Origin of the sequence: Bacteroides fragilis, assembly GCF_019583405.1 — a bacterium.
Lineage (GTDB): Bacteria > Bacteroidota > Bacteroidia > Bacteroidales > Bacteroidaceae > Bacteroides > Bacteroides fragilis_B.
In genome coordinates this window covers 378,406-395,626 of sequence record NZ_SZUU01000001.1, presented here as the reverse complement: position 1 = coordinate 395,626, position 17,221 = coordinate 378,406, and the positions used below count along the sequence as shown (strand labels likewise).

Annotated in this window: 17 protein-coding genes; 3 read left to right on the top strand and 14 right to left on the bottom strand. The window is 43.2% G+C overall.

Features of this window, described 5'->3' with window-relative positions; all coding sequences use genetic code 11:
* Positions 1-10: 10 nt before the first annotated feature.
* From atpA to purT, 9 genes are all read right to left on the bottom strand, one after another.
* A complete protein-coding gene (gene atpA, locus FDF36_RS01615; protein WP_220390076.1) occupies positions 11-1,594 on the bottom strand; it encodes a F0F1 ATP synthase subunit alpha in 1,584 nt (527 codons plus the stop codon).
* Positions 1,595-1,607: 13 nt separating this feature from the next.
* Complete coding sequence (locus tag FDF36_RS01610; protein ID WP_220390075.1) at positions 1,608-2,168, bottom strand: F0F1 ATP synthase subunit delta; 561 nt, start codon at positions 2,166-2,168, stop codon at positions 1,608-1,610.
* Between the two features lie 9 nt (positions 2,169-2,177).
* Positions 2,178-2,675 (bottom strand): F0F1 ATP synthase subunit B, encoded by a 498-nt coding sequence (atpF, locus tag FDF36_RS01605; RefSeq protein WP_005787487.1) that lies wholly within the window; start codon positions 2,673-2,675, stop codon positions 2,178-2,180.
* Positions 2,676-2,690: 15 nt separating this feature from the next.
* Positions 2,691-2,948 (bottom strand): ATP synthase F0 subunit C, encoded by a 258-nt coding sequence (gene atpE, locus FDF36_RS01600; protein WP_005777530.1) that lies wholly within the window; start codon positions 2,946-2,948, stop codon positions 2,691-2,693.
* 26 nt (positions 2,949-2,974) lie between these two features.
* Positions 2,975-4,126 (bottom strand): F0F1 ATP synthase subunit A, encoded by a 1,152-nt coding sequence (atpB, locus tag FDF36_RS01595; protein ID WP_220390074.1) that lies wholly within the window; start codon positions 4,124-4,126, stop codon positions 2,975-2,977.
* On the bottom strand, positions 4,110-4,538 hold the full coding sequence (locus FDF36_RS01590; RefSeq protein ID WP_220390073.1) for a hypothetical protein: 429 nt from the start codon (positions 4,536-4,538) through the stop codon (positions 4,110-4,112). The genes atpB and FDF36_RS01590 overlap by 17 nt, the downstream gene beginning before the upstream one ends.
* 30 nt (positions 4,539-4,568) lie before the next feature.
* Positions 4,569-4,814 carry an ATP synthase F1 subunit epsilon gene (gene atpC / locus FDF36_RS01585; RefSeq protein ID WP_005787478.1) on the bottom strand — a complete coding sequence of 82 codons (246 nt, stop codon included), beginning with the start codon at positions 4,812-4,814 and terminating at the stop codon, positions 4,569-4,571.
* Between the two features lie 11 nt (positions 4,815-4,825).
* Positions 4,826-6,343, bottom strand: a complete 1,518-nt coding sequence (gene atpD, locus FDF36_RS01580; protein ID WP_220390072.1) for a F0F1 ATP synthase subunit beta — start codon at positions 6,341-6,343, stop codon at positions 4,826-4,828.
* A gap of 565 nt (positions 6,344-6,908) precedes the next feature.
* Positions 6,909-8,075, bottom strand: a complete 1,167-nt coding sequence (gene purT / locus FDF36_RS01575; RefSeq protein WP_005803416.1) for a formate-dependent phosphoribosylglycinamide formyltransferase — start codon at positions 8,073-8,075, stop codon at positions 6,909-6,911.
* A 647-nt stretch (positions 8,076-8,722) separates the two neighbouring features.
* On the opposite strand from purT, the gene FDF36_RS01570 reads away from it, so the two are divergent.
* On the top strand, positions 8,723-8,968 hold the full coding sequence (locus FDF36_RS01570) for an RNA recognition motif domain-containing protein (protein WP_220390071.1): 246 nt from the start codon (positions 8,723-8,725) through the stop codon (positions 8,966-8,968).
* A 68-nt stretch (positions 8,969-9,036) separates the two neighbouring features.
* On the opposite strand, the gene FDF36_RS01565 is transcribed toward FDF36_RS01570, so the two are convergent.
* Complete coding sequence (locus FDF36_RS01565; protein ID WP_220390070.1) at positions 9,037-10,554, bottom strand: DUF4301 family protein; 1,518 nt, start codon at positions 10,552-10,554, stop codon at positions 9,037-9,039.
* Positions 10,555-10,661: 107 nt separating this feature from the next.
* Here FDF36_RS01565 and FDF36_RS01560 point away from each other — a divergent pair, with 107 nt between their 5' ends.
* Both FDF36_RS01560 and FDF36_RS01555 read left to right on the top strand, forming a co-directional pair.
* The gene (locus FDF36_RS01560) at positions 10,662-12,875 is read left to right on the top strand and encodes a RelA/SpoT family protein (protein ID WP_220390069.1); all 2,214 of its coding nucleotides are present in this window, start codon (positions 10,662-10,664) and stop codon (positions 12,873-12,875) included.
* Between the two features lie 2 nt (positions 12,876-12,877).
* Positions 12,878-13,264 (top strand): diacylglycerol kinase family protein, encoded by a 387-nt coding sequence (locus tag FDF36_RS01555; RefSeq protein ID WP_220390068.1) that lies wholly within the window; start codon positions 12,878-12,880, stop codon positions 13,262-13,264.
* 80 nt (positions 13,265-13,344) lie between these two features.
* Here FDF36_RS01555 and FDF36_RS01550 read toward each other — a convergent pair whose 3' ends face one another.
* The 4 genes from FDF36_RS01550 to FDF36_RS01535 all read right to left on the bottom strand — a co-directional run bounded on the left by FDF36_RS01550 (position 13,345) and on the right by FDF36_RS01535 (position 17,170).
* Positions 13,345-14,511, bottom strand: a complete 1,167-nt coding sequence (locus tag FDF36_RS01550; protein WP_220390067.1) for an MFS transporter — start codon at positions 14,509-14,511, stop codon at positions 13,345-13,347.
* Between the two features lie 7 nt (positions 14,512-14,518).
* Positions 14,519-15,340, bottom strand: a complete 822-nt coding sequence (gene panB / locus FDF36_RS01545; protein ID WP_005787461.1) for a 3-methyl-2-oxobutanoate hydroxymethyltransferase — start codon at positions 15,338-15,340, stop codon at positions 14,519-14,521.
* Positions 15,341-15,431: 91 nt separating this feature from the next.
* Positions 15,432-16,160, bottom strand: a complete 729-nt coding sequence (locus FDF36_RS01540) for an alpha/beta hydrolase (protein ID WP_220390066.1) — start codon at positions 16,158-16,160, stop codon at positions 15,432-15,434.
* A gap of 14 nt (positions 16,161-16,174) precedes the next feature.
* A complete protein-coding gene (locus FDF36_RS01535; protein WP_193683582.1) occupies positions 16,175-17,170 on the bottom strand; it encodes a quinone-dependent dihydroorotate dehydrogenase in 996 nt (331 codons plus the stop codon).
* Positions 17,171-17,221: the final 51 nt, after the last annotated feature.

Genomic DNA, 17,221 nt, shown 5'->3' with positions numbered 1-17,221 from the left:
TGATTTATAATTAACTATACTGTTTGGCAACCATTGCCGCCGTTTCTTCAATGGCCTTCGTTACCTCGTCATTGATCACTCCGGTTTTCAATACATCCAACACATCTGCCTGATGATCGAGAGCGAGTGTATTGAGGAACGCTACTTCAAAATCTTCTACCTTATCCAACGGAACATTTCGCAATAATCCGTGGATACCGCAATAGAGAATGGCAATCTGCTTCTCTACCGGCATTGGAGAGTATTGAGGCTGAACCAGCAAACGGGCGTTTTTTTGCCCTTTGTCAATGGTCAGTGCGGTAACCGGATCCATATCTCCACTAAATTTGGAGAATGCTTCCAATTCGCGATATTGTGCCTGATCGATTTTCAATGTACCGGCCACTTTCTTCATAGCCTTAATCTGCGCATTACCTCCCACACGGGAAACCGATATACCTACATTAATAGCCGGACGATTACCTTGATTGAATAAATCCGTATCAAGGAATATCTGACCGTCTGTAATAGAGATCACATTAGTCGGAATATAGGCAGAAACATCTCCGGCCTGAGTTTCAATAATAGGCAATGCTGTTAGCGACCCCCCGCCTTTCACTTTACCTTTCAGGCTTTCGGGCAAATCGTTCATCTCACGGGCCACTTCTTCCTGATTAATAATCTTGGCTGCACGCTCCAGCAAACGGGAGTGTAAATAGAAAATATCACCCGGATAGGCTTCACGTCCCGAGGGGCGACGGAGAATCAAAGACACTTCACGGTAAGATACTGCTTGTTTCGACAAATCATCATAAACAACCAGTGCATGTCGGCCGGTATCACGAAAATACTCACCGATGGCGGCCCCCGCAAACGGAGCAAAATATTGCAATGCAGCCGGGTCGCCAGCTGTAGCCGCCACCACAATAGTATAATCCATCGCACCATATTGGCGTAAGGTGTTTACGATAGAAGCTACCGTGGAACCTTTTTGTCCGATAGCTACATAAATGCAATATACAGGATCACCAGCTTCATAATTACTTCGCTGATTGATGATCGTATCAATGGCTATCGATGTCTTACCCGTCTGTCGGTCACCGATTATCAGCTCACGCTGTCCACGGCCGATAGGGATCATTGCATCAACAGCCTTCAGACCCGTTTGCAAAGGTTGATTCACCGGCTGACGATAGATGACCCCGGGAGCTTTACGCTCCAGCGGCATTTCATAAAGTTCACCGCCTATCAGACCTTTTCCGTCCAATGGTTCACCCAACGGATCAATAACGCGTCCCAACATACTTTCTCCCACACGGATAGAAGCAATTCGCTTGGTACGTTTCACCGTAAATCCCTCCTTGATTTTATCCGTCGGTCCCAGCAACACGGCACCTACATTATCTTCTTCCAGGTTCATCACAATGGCCTTGATACCATTGTCAAATTCAAGTAGTTCGTTGGCCTCGGCATTGCGCAGACCATAAATACGCACTACACCATCGCTTACCTGTAGCACCGTACCTATTTCGTCAAGCTGCACTTTGGTCTCGATCCCTTCAAGCTGCTGACGCAGAATGTCGGATACTTCGCTTACTCTTATATTTTCAGACATAATTTTTCACTAATTATACAATTCTTCGATTCTTATCAATGAATTGTTGTTTCACTTTCTTCAACTGTGTAGCGATACTGGCATCCAGTCGGTAATCGTTAATATCGAAAACGAAGCCGCCTTCTATAGAAGGATCAACCACTGTTTCCAACTCCATATATGCATGCAAAATATGTGCAGCAGTTTGTCGGATACGCTCTTCAGTAGCTTTGTCTACCGGAACAGCAGTGATCAGTTTCCCTACACCGATGTGTTTCTTCTTCCGATAAAGATCCAGATACATCAGACTCATAAATTGCAGATAAGTCTCCCTTCTCTCCTTGAGTACCAACCGAATGAAACGAATAAACTCTTCACTCGGTTTATGGTTCCCATCGGCTGCCGTACAGATCAGATTAAACTTTTCATTAACAGAAACAATAGGATTGTCAAGCACGGCACAAAATCCCTTCACAGTACGGAAACTGTGCGCCAGTGTGACAAGCTCATGATAAAGCCTCTCCTCCGCTCCTCTCTCTTCGGCATAAGCCATCAGAGCTTTCGCATACCGCATTGAAATTATTCCGACTTCCATCTTCTTCTGTTAGTTCTTCGTTAATACTTCATCAAGCATACGGTCAATCATTCCCATCTGCTCTTGCTTATCATCCAGATTTTTGCGAATGACCTTCTCGGCTATATCCACAGAAAGCAGAGCTACCTGCCGACGGATATCACGTATGGCCTCGTCTTTTTCAATCTGAATCTGTCGTTTTACTTCATCCAGTTCTTTCTGAGCAGCTATTTCAGCTTGTTTGCGGGCCTCGTAAATAATCTTTTCACGTTCCTGCATAGCCTCTTTCATGATACGTCCCTGTTCCTTGTTAGCGGCAGCCACAATAGCTTCGCCCTCCTCTTTCAGTCGTGACAACTGGGCGTTTGCTTCTCTGGCTACCTCCAATGATTCGTCAATGTAGGTTTTACGGCCTTCCACCATCTTAATAATGACGGGGAAGCCGTATTTTGCCAATACTGCGAATACAATTCCAAAAGAAAGGAGCATCCAGAATATCAGGCCACTATCGGGTAGTAACAATGACATAATCTTCTTTGTTTATTATAAGAAAAGTACCAATAGACAAACAACTAATGCCAACAACGCTACACCTTCAACCAAGGCAGCGGCAATAATCATATTCATACGGATATCTCCCGATGCCTCCGGTTGACGCGCAATACCTTCCATGGCCGAGCCACCGATCTTACCAATACCGATACCTGCTCCGATAACAGCTAAACCAGCTCCGAGAGCTGCTCCCAATTTACTTAATCCTACTCCTGCAGCAGCAGCTTGCAATAATACTGATAGTAACATAATTTTCAGTTTTAAAATGGTTTATATTATTCTTTTACTTCTTCTTTTTTACCGCCTTCCTGAGCCAGTCCGATGAATACAGCAGATAGCATCGTGAACACATAAGCCTGAATAAAGGCAACCAACACTTCCAGTAAATTCATAAAGATGTTGAATAATACGGAAGCCACCGTAAGCGACCCATTGATAGCCGGTCCCATGCTTGCCGATATAAATATCAGGCAGGTAAGCACCAACATGGCCATGTGTCCGGACAACATGTTGGCAAACAGACGGATCATCAAGGCAAACGGTTTAGTAAATACACCGAAAAATTCGATAAACGGCATCATGGGTATAGGCACCTTCAGCCACCAGGGAACATCAGGCCAGAAAATATCTTTCCAATAGTGTTTTGTTCCGAATATATTAACGATGACAAATGTAAATAAGGCCAATACCAGCGTTATAGCGATATTCCCAGTCACATTCGCTCCTCCCGGGAAAATCGGTATCAGTCCCATAATGTTATTGATGAAAATAAAGAAAAAGGCTGTCAACAAATAAGGAGCGAACTTTTTATAGTTAGGCCCTACACAACTCTTAATCACATCATCATGGATCATCATAATAAACATCTCCATAAAACCGACAAATCCTCCCGGAGCATAAGCTCCCTGTTCACGCTTACGATACCAATGCGCTACACTCAGAATGATCGCCAGTAAAATAGCGCTATTGATAAAGAGAGACAAAGTTACCTTTGTAATGGAAATATCCCACGGACGTACTTCCTCTCCCGTCGCATTACGTTCTACAATTTTCCCCTCATACTTACTCCCGGCAGGAGCTATATAAAATCCCTCGTATTTGCCGCCATTCTCTTCAAGGCGCGAAGACAGAAAAGCATGCCAACCAGAAGTTTCGCTATACACGATAATTGGCAACGGAATGCAAATCGAAGTTTTTCCTATATTCGTGATATGCCACTCGTAAGAATCTCCAATATGGCCGAACACAATGCCTTTTACATCTACCTGATTAGCTTCCTGATTGATTGTGTCTTTCCCTACAATAATCTCCTTCTGCAAAGTAGCGGCGGTATCACCCGGTACAGGCTCCTGTGCAAAGGTTGTAGCAGGCAACATTCCTCCTATCAAGACAAGCATTCCGGCAACTATGTTACGCAACTGTTTCATATTTTTTTGATTTCTTTTTAAGTTTCTGATTCCACTCGAAAACGAAGAAAAACCAGCTTTCATATATAAGATAGCCCAGATAGAACGCCAGGAACGTCAGCAGAAATTCAATAGCGGAATCGGGCACAGCCACACAATAGATTATCAACAGAAAGACTGATATAATCATCTTCAGAACCTTTGCCACCAAAAAAAGCATCACCATCTTGTCTGGTGCATGACACCTGCAGGCATCAAACATATAAATGTAAAATACACCAAATATATAAAAGTATACCGGTATCAACGGATAACCTCTGAAATAGTGTCCGGGCTCAAGATAATGCAAAACCAAAGCTCCCAACCCACCTCCGACAAGAGTCAAAATGGTAAGATAACTCAGGAAATTGCGTTTTGTAATGCTCATATTCATAGTAAAAACAGGTTCTTGTGTGAATCAAGGTCAGGATACACAAACGGAGGCTTCTCCGTTACTTAGCTCCACAAAACCGCTGTGAATATCCAACGTATGCTCTTCGCCATCCGTTGTCGTGTAACTAACTGTTCCTTCTTGCAGGGAAGAGACAATCGGTGCATGCTGCGGCAGAATAGAAAAGACTCCACTGGTGCCCGGAAGGGTAACACTCTTCACTTCACCATTAAAGACCTCTTTTTCCGGCGATACAATATTCAAATGCAGTTCTTTCATGATTTCTTATTTTATTTGTTAGCCTGTTCAAGCAGTTTCTTACCTTTTTCGATAGCTTCTTCAATGGTTCCCACATTCAGAAACGCCGGTTCAGGCAGATAATCCACTTCACCATCCAAAATCATCTTAAACCCTTTGATGGTGTCTTCAATAGAGACCATTGCTCCCGGCACACCGGTAAACTGTTCGGCTACAGTAAACGGCTGAGACAGGAAACGTTGTACCCTGCGCGCACGGTTTACAACCAAACGATCGGCATCGGACAGCTCCTCCATACCCAAGATGGAAATGATATCCTGCAATTCCTTGTTTCGTTGCAGAATCTGCTTCACACGCTGAGCTACATCATAATGCTCTTGCCCCACAATATGTGGGTCAAGGATACGAGAAGTAGATTCCAACGGGTCTACAGCCGGATAAATTCCGAGTTCAGTGATTTTTCGACTCAATACAGTTGTTGCATCCAAGTGAGTAAAGGTGGTTGCCGGTGCAGGGTCGGTCAAGTCGTCAGCCGGCACATATACAGCCTGCACCGAAGTGATAGAACCCGTTTTTGTCGAAGTGATACGTTCTTGCATAGCACCCATTTCGGTAGCCAACGTAGGTTGATAACCTACCGCAGAAGGCATACGCCCCAACAAAGCCGAAACCTCGGAACCTGCTTGAGTAAAACGGAAAATATTATCGATAAAAAACAATATATCTCTCGCTCCCGACTTTGCCCCCATATCCCGGAAAGATTCAGCGACAGTCAATCCTGACAAAGCAACTGAAGCACGTGCTCCGGGAGGTTCGTTCATCTGTCCGAACACCAATGTAGCCTGTGACTTTTCTACCTCATTATAATCTACTTTCGAGAGGTCCCAATGTCCTTTTTCCATACTTTCTTTGAATGCTTCTCCATAACGGATTACACCCGATTCAATCATCTCACGAAGCAAGTCATTACCTTCACGGGTACGCTCTCCCACTCCGGCAAATACGGAAAAACCATTATGTTTCTTGGCAATGTTATTGATGAGCTCCATAATAAGTACAGTTTTACCCACTCCGGCCCCACCAAACAAACCGATCTTACCTCCTTTTGAATAAGGCTCAAGCAGGTCTATCACCTTAATTCCGGTAAACAGAACTTCCTGTACAGTGGTTAAATCTTCAAATTTGGGAGGATCACGGTGAATAGAATATGCACCGTCGCGATTGAGTTCTTTCATTCCATCAATGGAGTCACCGACTACGTTCATCAAACGTCCTTTGATTTGTTCGCCTACCGGCATTGTGATAGGGCCTCCCGTCGGAAATACCTTCATCCCGCGCTGCAAGCCGTCGGTACTATCCATGGCAACCGTACGTACGGTATTTTCACCAATGTGTTGTTGAACTTCTACAATCAGCTTTTTGCCGTTGTGCCTTTTTATCTCTAATGCGTCGTGGATACTTGGCAATATCAAGTCCGATTCTGTACCTTCAAAATACACATCGACCACAGGGCCAATTACCTGAGAGATATGTCCGATAATCTGTGACATAAGCAATCTTTTTATATATTATTCTTCTAATACTCTAAAGCGTTATAGCGTGGTAAGTCGCGTTTTTACCAGTTTCACTATTAACATAACGTTCGATATTCGGTTTTGTTCACACAGATAGTTAAACAAACAACTTCGCAAATGTAGAAACTTTTTTTTCCCGTTGTGCCATTTTTCTATATTTTCTCTTTAGATAACATTCATTAAACTTACAGCAGCGTGAAAATGAACATTATTAGTACCCTTTTTACTATTACAGAAAGCATGTTCAGGCAATTATACTCTGTCCCCAATCTAATAAACCGACAGATTGAGTTTTCAAGTAGCTATAGTGTTTTCAGTCAATTAGTCAAATGTTAGATAGTATAATATGCAACGAGTTTTATATTAATAAAAGAGAGTTGAGTTTGGAGGTCATTGTTCGGCCTCTGCATACTTAACCGGACAGAGTATTAACAATTGCAAAAGAAGAGAAAAGACAAAGACAGAGACAAAAAAACAGGTCTCTGCCACCTCTTAAGCGACAAGGACCTGCTATTGAGTTTTCAGAAAGAAATATCCGTATTTAATATACTTCTACTTTATCGGCTATCCGTTTTGCCTTATCACGCAAAGCATCCAGATCAGAACCGTTCGGAGCATAACAAAGCACTACTCCCATACGACGATTCACACGCGTATACGGCTTACCAAATATACGCAGATAAGTATCCTCTTCTCCGGTAACTTCCTCCATACCTCTATACTGCGGACGTTCCTGACTGGCAATCGGTGACAGAATAACGGCACTCGCTCCTATTCTTTCTTGTTTTATTCCCGGAATGGGCAACCCCAATACAGCACGTAGGTGAAGTTCAAATTCATTCAGATTTTGTGTTCCGGCCAATGTTACCATTCCCGTATCATGTGGACGCGGCGACAGTTCCGAGAAGTAAACTCCATTTTCATGGCTCAGGAAAAATTCTACTCCCCACAATCCTGCACCGGTCAATGCACGAGTTACTTTTTCAGCCATATCTTCTGCTTCCTTCAAGTGTGCAGGATCAATGTGTGCAGGTTGGAAACTTTCCCGATAATCCCCACCCTTTTGTACATGCCCGATAGGTGGACAAAACAGGGTCGGACCATTCTTCTGTGTCACTGTAAGCAAAGTTATCTCACTATCGAATTTGATAAATTCTTCAATGATTAGTTCACGAATATCTCCACGGCTGCCATTGCACCCATATTCCCAAGCATGTTCCAACTCAGCAGCACTCTTGACCAATGACTGCCCTTTACCCGATGATGACATTAAAGGCTTCACGACACAAGGAAAACCGATTTTCTCAGCAGCTTCCTTCAGTTCTTCCAATGACTTGGCATAATAGTATTTCGCAGTTTTCAGTCCCAGTTCCTTAGCGGCCAAATCACGGATAGCCTTACGATTCATTGTGTAATTAACGGCACGTGCACTCGGCACTACCTGAATCCCTTCCTTTTCGAAATCGTATAAACGTTCCGTACGAATGGCTTCAATCTCGGGGACGATAATGTCCGGCCGATGCTTTTTTACAATACGCTCCAGTTCTTCACCGTTCAGCATATCGAATACTTCGCATTCATCAGCAACCTGCATGGCAGGTGCTCCGGCATATGAATCACAAGCAATGATGTGTTGACCTTTACGTTGAGCAGAAATTACAAATTCCTTTCCCAATTCGCCCGATCCGAGTAAAAGTATTTTCTTCATGATTGAATATTTTAAGATATAATGACGCAAAAATACTACTTTTCTTCCAATAAACCCCGAACGAGCTACTAAATGATTACGATAAAAGAGAGAAAAAGACAATTATATAGAAAAAGATTAACAGGTCACAGAACTGCAATCTGTTTTTCAAGAACAAAGCCCTCCTTTAAAAGAGAACGGGAACATTATCTAATAGCATTTTAATTCTAATTATCAGGTACTTACGCCGATAGTAAAAAAGGGATTTTACGAAGTTAATATCGTAGTTCCAAGAAGCTAACTTCTTGCAGATACGATATTAACTTCGTATAAATACATTGTTAACATCATACATGACAGGATGTTAACAACGTAAATGTCATAATATAATTTCCAATATTATAACAAATAAGACACATATAGCCAAAGAGAAATGTTAATTTTTGGTCTAATTATACAATAAAGAATATTTAAAAGGATAAAAAGAAGCGGATATGGTGTATTATCCGGAATTAATGCCTTACTTTGCAACATCAAACAATAAGAGGTTTTTATTGGTTTAACTCTCACATGTATTTCCTCAATGTTCGCATTGAGAACTTTCATCTCTGATTTACACTTCCTAAAGCTTTATTGTTATTTTATTAATTTTTTATTTTTGTATATTTATGAATATGTACGTTGGAAATCTTAGCTACAATGTTAAGGAGTCAGATTTGAGACAAGTTATGGAAGAGTATGGAGTAGTAGAATCAGTAAAACTGATCACAGACCGCGAAACAAGAAGATCTAAAGGATTTGCGTTTGTCGAAATGCCGGAATCTTCAGATGCGAGCAATGCCATTAAAGAATTGAACGGCGCAGAATATGCCGGTCGTCCGATGGTAGTAAAAGAAGCTTTGCCAAGAAATTGATCTGAAAAGCAATAAATAATAAAAAGGGGATATTCACAAAAAATATCCCCTTTTTTATTTTCCTTTGATTACTGATGCTGTTCACGCAACAGGTCGTTCACTGTCTTCACCGGATTGAAAGTGGAAAGTGGAACCTCCACAAATACCGTACTCCAATCGCTCATAGCACCATTCCACAAACCGGGGAGTTCAAGAGCTTTCAGCTCCTTACCGCTCTTCGACTTATAAGAGATAAAGCCGGTAGCTTTATCCACATATTTCGCTAAATCAAATTTATGACCCTTATAATCACGTACGGCGCAAACCAAATCGACCGGATTGAAATGCGTACCCTTTTCAAACATTTCCTTTGCTTCCGGATTATTCATATCGATCTGTGAACTTTCAAGGATTTGCAATGAAATCGTTCCGTCACTGTTATAAGCAAGGAACGGACCGCCACCCGGTTCACCCACATTCTTCACCATACCACAAACACGCATCGGGCGGTTCAATTTATTCTTCAGGTAAATGACCAGTTCAGCATCTTCCAGATCCTTCGTTTCTGGATTCTTGCAGAAAAGTTTCTTCTGCACAAATTGCAAAATATCCATTATCTGTTCGTGTGTGTAACGACCGCTATCCAAAAGCTCCAGATATTCAAAAGCCTGCTTCTGGAGGGATACCAGTACACCGGCAATCAATTTCTTATAAAGCACCGTATCACCTTTTAATCTGTCCGGAACGACATTGTCTATATTCTTAATAAAAATCACATCCGCATCCAAATCGTTCAGGTTCTCAATCAGCGCTCCATGACCACCGGGGCGGAACAAAAGCTTGCCATTATCGCGGAAAGGCTGGTTTTCCATATCAGCGGCAATCGTATCGGTACTTGGTTTCTGCTCGGAGAAACTAATATTATAATCTACTCCATAACGTTTGGCAAAGGCATCGGCTTTCTCGGCTACCAATGATTTAAAGAGTTCACAATGTTCGGTTGAAACAGTAAAGTGGACATTCACCTTTCCGCTTTTACCGGCAGCGTACATAGCACCCTCCGCCAAATGTTCTTCAAGCGGAGTACGCGAGCCTTCTTCGTATTTATGGAACTTGAGCAAACCTTTCGGAAGTGCACCATAGTTTAACCCCGCTACGTTCAGCAACCCTGAAACAACCGCCTTGTAGTTGCCGTCTGCAATCAAACCGGGAATGTCTTTACCTTCTATCCTCATACAGGCAGTATTCAGATCATCATAGAAAGCAAATTTCTCAATTGAGGCAAAGAACGTTTGTTCGAACTTTGTAGTCGGCTCAGAATAGTCAGCATCCAGAAATTCAAAAAGATTTTTGAACATACGGCTGGCGGCACCCGAAGCGGGTACAAACTTTACAATCGTTTTGTCAGAATTGGTATAAGCATCCCAAGCTGCGAGATAAGCTTTCTGTTCTTCGGCATCGGGAGCCAGAATACCTTTTTCTACAGATGCGGCAGCATCTAACTTCAAATAAGGAAAGCCTTTTTGGAAACAAGTCAACTGTTCAGCGATTTGTACTTCCGAAATGCCTTTTTGGGCAAGCAATTCTTTGTCTTCAGGTGTTATCATACTATCTAATTTTATTAATTCATGCCCAAAAATACAAAAAAAGGAAGAGGACACCCTACAAAACCCGGAAAAAAACTATCTTTACCGACGATAAATTTGAGATGATTATGGAAAGAGATGAATTCTTTACGAAAGAAGAGAGAGAATTATTGTTCTCACTATACAAAAAACTACTGCGACTCACCGGAGAAACCTTACAAAAAGGAGACTGCAGAAAGCTGAAAAAGCATCTTATCAACTCCACACAGAACAATGCGATGCAAAGGGACAGTTTCGGTCTGAATCCTGTCATTAAAGATATGCAGACTGCTGTAATCGTGGCCGAAGAAATCGGTATGAAACGGGCATCTATTCTGGGCATCATGTTACACACACCGGTGCGTTGTCACTCGTATACAATAGAATATATTCAACAGGAGTATGGTGAAGATGTAGCCGGAATTATCCGGGGACTCATTAAGATTAATGACCTTTACGATAAGAGCCCGACTATCGAATCAGAAAATTTCCGTAACCTGTTGTTGTCTTTTGCCGAAGACATGCGTGTGATCCTGATCATGATCGCCGACCGTGTAAACGTGATGCGACAAATAAAGGATGCCGAGAATGACGAGGCCCGCAGACGAGTGGCTAATGAAGCCGCTTATCTGTACGCTCCGTTGGCTCACAAACTGGGATTGTATAAACTGAAATCGGAACTGGAAGATTTATCATTGAAGTACACCGAACATGACATTTATTACCACATCAAAGAAAAACTGAACGAAACGAAAAAGTCGCGTGACCGTTATATTGCTAACTTCATCGCTCCGATACAACGGAAGCTGGAGGAAGCGGGACTGCATTTTCACATGAAGGGGCGCACCAAATCCATTCATTCCATCTATCAGAAAATGAAGAAACAGAAATGTCAGTTCGAAAACGTGTATGACTTGTTTGCCATACGTATCATTCTGGAATCCCAGTTCGAAAAAGAAAAGCAGGAATGCTGGCAAGCTTACTCCATTGTGACGGATATGTATCAACCTAATCCGAAACGTCTGCGTGACTGGCTGTCGGTTCCCAAAAGCAATGGTTACGAATCATTGCACATCACTGTAATGGGGCCGGAAGGAAAATGGGTCGAAGTGCAAATCCGTACGGAACGTATGGACGAGATAGCCGAGCGCGGACTGGCCGCACATTGGAGATACAAAGGCGTGAAAGGTGAAAGCGGGCTGGACGAATGGCTAACTTCAATACGCGAAGCATTGGAAAATACAGAAAACGACCTGGAAATGATGGATCAGTTTAAACTGGATCTGTATGAAGACGAGGTATTTGTATTTACGCCGAAAGGAGACCTCTTCAAACTGGCAAAAGGAGCTACGGTACTTGATTTCGCTTTCCACATTCACAGCAAATTGGGGTGTAAGTGCATCGGTGCAAAGGTAAACGGTAAAAATGTACAACTGAGACAAAAGTTGAATAGCGGAGACCAGGTAGAGATTATGACATCGAACACACAGACTCCAAAACAGGACTGGCTGAACATTGTCACTACCTCAAAAGCCCGTACGAAGATCCGCCAGGCCCTGAAGGAAATGGTGGCACGCCAACACGATTTCGCCAAAGAAACATTGGAACGGAAATTCAAAAACCGGAAGATGGAATATGACGAAGCAGTAATGATGCGTCTGATCAAACGCCTGGGATTCAAGAATGTGACAGAGTTTTATCAGAATATTGCCGACGAAGTGCTTGACGTGAACGACATTCTGGATAAATACATCGAACAACAGAAACGGGACAGTGAACGTGATGAAGTGATCTACCGGAGTGCCGAAGAATACAACCTGCAAAACCAAATAGACGAAACCACTGTCACTAAAGAGGATGTACTCGTCATTGACCAAAACCTGAAAGGACTGGACTTCAAATTGGCCAAATGTTGTAACCCCATATATGGAGACGACGTATTCGGATTTGTCACTGTATCCGGGGGGATCAAGATTCACCGCAGCGACTGTCCCAATGCGGGACAGATGCGCGAACGCTTCGGATACCGTATTGTCAAAGCACGCTGGGCCGGAAAATCGGAAGGTACTCAATATCCGATCACACTCCGTGTAGTGGGTCATGATGACATTGGTATTGTGACCAATATCACCTCTATCATATCAAAAGAGAATGGCATCTCACTACGTTCCATTGGAATTGATTCGAACGACGGACTCTTCTCGGGCACACTGACCATTATGGTGAGTGACACCGGACGACTGGAGGCACTGATTAAAAAGCTACGCACAGTGAAAGGTGTTAAACAGGTTAGCAGAAACTGAGAATGGAAAAATTCTGTATAAAAAAAAGGATACAGAGCTTCGGATATGCCTGGAAGGGCATTCGGAGTTTTGTAAGCAAAGAGCATAATGCCTGGATACACTGTGTAGCAATCATCACAGTAACAATCGCCGGATTTTACTTTGGTATCACCCGGAACGAATGGATAGCCATCATACTTTGTTTCGGAATGGTACTGGCAGCGGAAGGATTCAATACAGCTATAGAAAGATTAGTCAACCTCGTATCCCCGGAACACAATCCGATCGCAGGTGATGTGAAAGATATTGCGGCAGGTGCAGTGCTGATATGTGCCATAGTTGCCGCCATCATAGGAGTCATTATCTTCACGCCTTATGTGCTTGCGTTTTTATTGTGCAACATGGGATAGACAATAAAAACGAACTCCATAGTTTTGCGACAATTCATCACAAAACTACGGAGTCTGTTTTTCAGATATACATATATCGTTTATCTCACCTTCTTCCTTTTAAAATAAGGATATGTAATCAGGACAAAGAAAGCCAGAGCCACGATTGCCGCCAACAATCCTACCCGAAAAACCACATGCTCATTAGCTGTGAGATGTAAGTGACAGGCAGATGCAATACCTAAGCCGACTCCAAGTTCCCATGCAAGTAAATGGGTTGTATTGGCTGTACCACGCTGGCAATGTTGCGACAACTTGACAAACATCATCAAGAACTCCGGAGTAACCAATCCAAGTCCCAATCCCATCAATATTGCTGCCAGAGCATTCCAATCGGTTTCAGGAGAGAATAACAAAGCCATCGCTCCGATCATTGTTATCAATCCGGTAACTATCTGCAACCATATCTTGTTATCATAACGGAAAAACAGTCTCACCACCATTACTGATAAAAGAAAACCAACTCCGGCCAAAGCAAAGAAGGGTATCAGTTCACCTCCCACGGGCACGTCACTTGGCGCACCGGCAAGTACAGGAAGCAATAATCCGGGCACAAAAGCGATCAACATCAAGTTAAATGCCGGAATAAATCCGCGGGGAAGCAGAAAGCGGTCCATCGAACATACCTTCATCCCGATTGGTGCACGGAAAGGTACATATACCCTTGATACAAACAGCATTCCCAAGGCTCCCGATGCAACAGAAACATACAGCAAGGTTTCAAAACCATGTGTCCGATATAAAAACACTCCCAATGCCGTTCCGAGAATCATCCCCAGACGTGCTGCCCAGGAGAAGACCACGTTGCCGGCACTGCGGAAAGTGGAATTGGTGACATCAATAGCCAATGTGACACCTGCCGTAGCAGCCATTCCAAAGGAGATTCCCTGCACCATGCAAAGCAACAACAAGTGTGTGGTATTTTGCACAAGCGTGTAACCGGCAGTCGCCGCTACCATTATCCCAAACGAAAGCATACATATATATTTTCGCTTGTAGACATCGACCAGATATGCATGAAACGGGCCGATAAAAAACATGGCAAGCGTAAAAAGTATATATATTCCCCCTGTCTGACTGACTGGCACGCCCAAACGTGAAGCCATCACTACCGGAAGCACAGGGTACAACAGGTACAGGGATATGAACAACAATAAATTAGCAAGGCATATCCGCATAAAATGCAATGTCCATAATTTAGTTGCCATACGACAATTAATATTGTTCTTTCTCGTTCGGGAAGTCGCAGTTCTTTACGTCCGAAACATAGTGGCTGATTGCATCAGTCATCACCGTATAAAGGTCGGCATAACGGCGAAGGAAACGGGGACGAAAACCATTGTTCATACCCAACATATCTTGAATTACCAATACCTGTCCGTCCACATCGCCACCGGCACCAATACCGATCACCGGAATAGTCAGTTCACTTGCGACACGTGATGCCAATGCTGCAGGAATCTTTTCAAGGACAAGCCCGAAACATCCGGCTTCCTCAAGCAGATGTGCATCACGAATCAATTTCTCAGCTTCAGCATCATCCTTAGCACGAACCGTGTATGTACCATATTTATTAATAGATTGCGGCATCAGTCCGAGATGCCCCATCACCGGAATACCGGCACTCAGGATACGCTTCACTGTGTCGATAATCTCTTCACCGCCTTCCAGCTTCAAAGCATCGGCATGGCTTTCTTTCATAATACGGATAGCCGAAGCAAGTCCTTCCATCTCATTTCCCTGATAAGAGCCAAAAGGCATGTCGACTACTACCATTGCACGCTTCACACCGCGCACAACCGATTTTCCATGATAAATCATCTGATCCAGGGTAATAGGAAGTGTAGTTACATTACCTGCCATCACATTTGATGCAGAGTCTCCTACAAGGATAACATCGATACCGGCACCATCTACAATCTGCGCCATAGTATAATCATACGAAGTAAGCATAGATATTTTTTCGCCTCTTTGCTTCATCTCGATCAGGCGATGAGTCGTCACTTTTCTTGTGTCATCTGATATATAACCAGCCATATCCAATCTTTTTAAATTAAAAATCGGGCGCAAAGGTATAACTTTTAATTCATACCATACAAGTAAAAGCAAATAAATTAGTGCGTCCGCATCAAAAGGTCAGCAACCATTTTTGCAGTTCATCAGTCCATATCTTTTTATATATAAAGCTATCGCGAAATCCGAAGCTATGTCCGCCTTCCGGATAAATATGCAGTCCGGCAGAAACTCCATGTTTCAATAATGCTGTATAATAGACAATACTGTTGAGAGGAGATACGGCCTGATCATCCTCAGCTAAAACAATAAATGTACGAGGGGTATCGGCTGTGACATGAAGCTCAAGAGATAATGTCTCTTTCAAACTTTCCGGAATAGTTTCTCCCAACATACGTCCGCGTGAAGGCAAATGGGTCAGCCGGTCGTTCATGCTGATGACAGGATAAAGCAATACCTGAAAGTCGGGCCGGTCTGTCCCGGTATAAAGAGTAGCGGCAGTAGCAGCAATATAGCCTCCGATAGAAGCTCCCATAACACCCAGTTGATGGATTCCCCACTCTGCCGACTGATGCCGGATCAGGCGAATCGCTTCACGAATATCCTCACGAATCACTTCAACATCACCGTGAGGCATGCGATAATTCAATACGGCGTATATGATGCCCTGATTATTAAACCACGCAGCAAAATCACGTCCTTCATGATCTGAAGCTACTTGATTGAATCCGCCACCGGGACACATAATAATGGCCTTACCTACTGGCCTGCAAGCCGGATAAATCCAAAGAGTAGCCGAAGAAGCATTTTTTCCTAATGAATATTCAATAAAACTCTGTTCCATAACTTTATTCCTTATTATTTAATTTCCTGAATCATCTTTTTCACTATGCCCGGCCCTTCGTAAATAAACGAAGAATAGATTTGTATCAGATTAGCCCCTGCATCCAACATTCGACGAGCATCGGGGGGAGTAATAATTCCGCCAGCTCCTACTATCAAAAGGCTTTTTCCGGCATGGGCACGCAAATAGCTGACTGCTTTTAATGACTTCTCTCCTATCCCACGTCCACTGATTCCACCGGTTCCAATCTTCTGCAACTGTACAGGTGAATAACCTTTTAAACAGGTACGCTCCATGGTAGGTCCGGTAGCTATTACTCCATCTACCCGGTACTGACGAGTGCAGTCGATCACATCATCCATTCCTTTTTCAGTTATATCGGCAGGAAGTTTGAGTAGCAATGGAACATGTATGTTCTGCTCCACACGAAAAGCTGCCAACACCTGGAGTACCTGTTTCATCAGAGCAACATCCACAGATCCCCAATTAAGAGTGAAATAACCTACATAAGGATGTAACTCCTTGTACAGACGCAAAAAGTCCGCCACAGCTTGTTCTCCTTCCGAAGAGGGATTCTTATTGATATTTACACCTAAAACATACGAACTGCGTTTCTGTTCAAGACGACGTTTAATAACATCCAACCCTGGATTATTGAAACCTGTACGGGAAATTAAGGACTCACACTTAGGTAAGCGAAAAATACGGGGACGGGGATTTCCGTCCTGAGCATCAGGAGTGACAGTACCTACTTCAATAAATCCGAAACCATAATCGGCCAATTCATCAAAAACCTCGGCACCTTTATCAAAACCAGCCGACAGACCGATACGGTTTCGGAAAGTAAGATGGTTCCATATCAACTGTTTGTCGGAACAAGTATAGAGATGACGTATCCAGCATTTGCACCATGGCAAATGCCGGTAACATTTGAGGAAGGAAACCAACAAGGTGTGTACCTTTTCGGGTTCCATCAGAAATAAAACAGGGCGAATCGTTTGCTTATACATGATTTTCTCTCTTTTTAAATACCATGCAAAGCTAAGGGATTCTTCCCTGAG

Bases quoted from the DNA above. Each gene is read 5' to 3' on its own strand.
- atpA (WP_220390076.1), bottom strand. From the start codon at position 1,594: ATGTCTGAAAATATAAGAGTAAGCGAAGTATCCGACATTCTGCGTCAG.
- FDF36_RS01610 (WP_220390075.1), bottom strand. From the start codon at position 2,168: ATGGAAGTCGGAATAATTTCAATGCGGTATGCGAAAGCTCTGATGGCT.
- atpF (WP_005787487.1), bottom strand. From the start codon at position 2,675: ATGTCATTGTTACTACCCGATAGTGGCCTGATATTCTGGATGCTCCTT.
- atpE (WP_005777530.1), bottom strand. From the start codon at position 2,948: ATGTTACTATCAGTATTATTGCAAGCTGCTGCTGCAGGAGTAGGATTA.
- atpB (WP_220390074.1), bottom strand. From the start codon at position 4,126: ATGAAACAGTTGCGTAACATAGTTGCCGGAATGCTTGTCTTGATAGGA.
- FDF36_RS01590 (WP_220390073.1), bottom strand. From the start codon at position 4,538: ATGAATATGAGCATTACAAAACGCAATTTCCTGAGTTATCTTACCATT.
- atpC (WP_005787478.1), bottom strand. From the start codon at position 4,814: ATGAAAGAACTGCATTTGAATATTGTATCGCCGGAAAAAGAGGTCTTT.
- atpD (WP_220390072.1), bottom strand. From the start codon at position 6,343: ATGTCACAGATTATCGGACATATCTCTCAGGTAATTGGCCCTGTGGTC.
- purT (WP_005803416.1), bottom strand. From the start codon at position 8,075: ATGAAGAAAATACTTTTACTCGGATCGGGCGAATTGGGAAAGGAATTT.
- FDF36_RS01570 (WP_220390071.1), top strand. From the start codon at position 8,723: ATGAATATGTACGTTGGAAATCTTAGCTACAATGTTAAGGAGTCAGAT.
- FDF36_RS01565 (WP_220390070.1), bottom strand. From the start codon at position 10,554: ATGATAACACCTGAAGACAAAGAATTGCTTGCCCAAAAAGGCATTTCG.
- FDF36_RS01560 (WP_220390069.1), top strand. From the start codon at position 10,662: ATGGAAAGAGATGAATTCTTTACGAAAGAAGAGAGAGAATTATTGTTC.
- FDF36_RS01555 (WP_220390068.1), top strand. From the start codon at position 12,878: ATGGAAAAATTCTGTATAAAAAAAAGGATACAGAGCTTCGGATATGCC.
- FDF36_RS01550 (WP_220390067.1), bottom strand. From the start codon at position 14,511: ATGGCAACTAAATTATGGACATTGCATTTTATGCGGATATGCCTTGCT.
- panB (WP_005787461.1), bottom strand. From the start codon at position 15,340: ATGGCTGGTTATATATCAGATGACACAAGAAAAGTGACGACTCATCGC.
- FDF36_RS01540 (WP_220390066.1), bottom strand. From the start codon at position 16,160: ATGGAACAGAGTTTTATTGAATATTCATTAGGAAAAAATGCTTCTTCG.
- FDF36_RS01535 (WP_193683582.1), bottom strand. From the start codon at position 17,170: ATGTATAAGCAAACGATTCGCCCTGTTTTATTTCTGATGGAACCCGAA.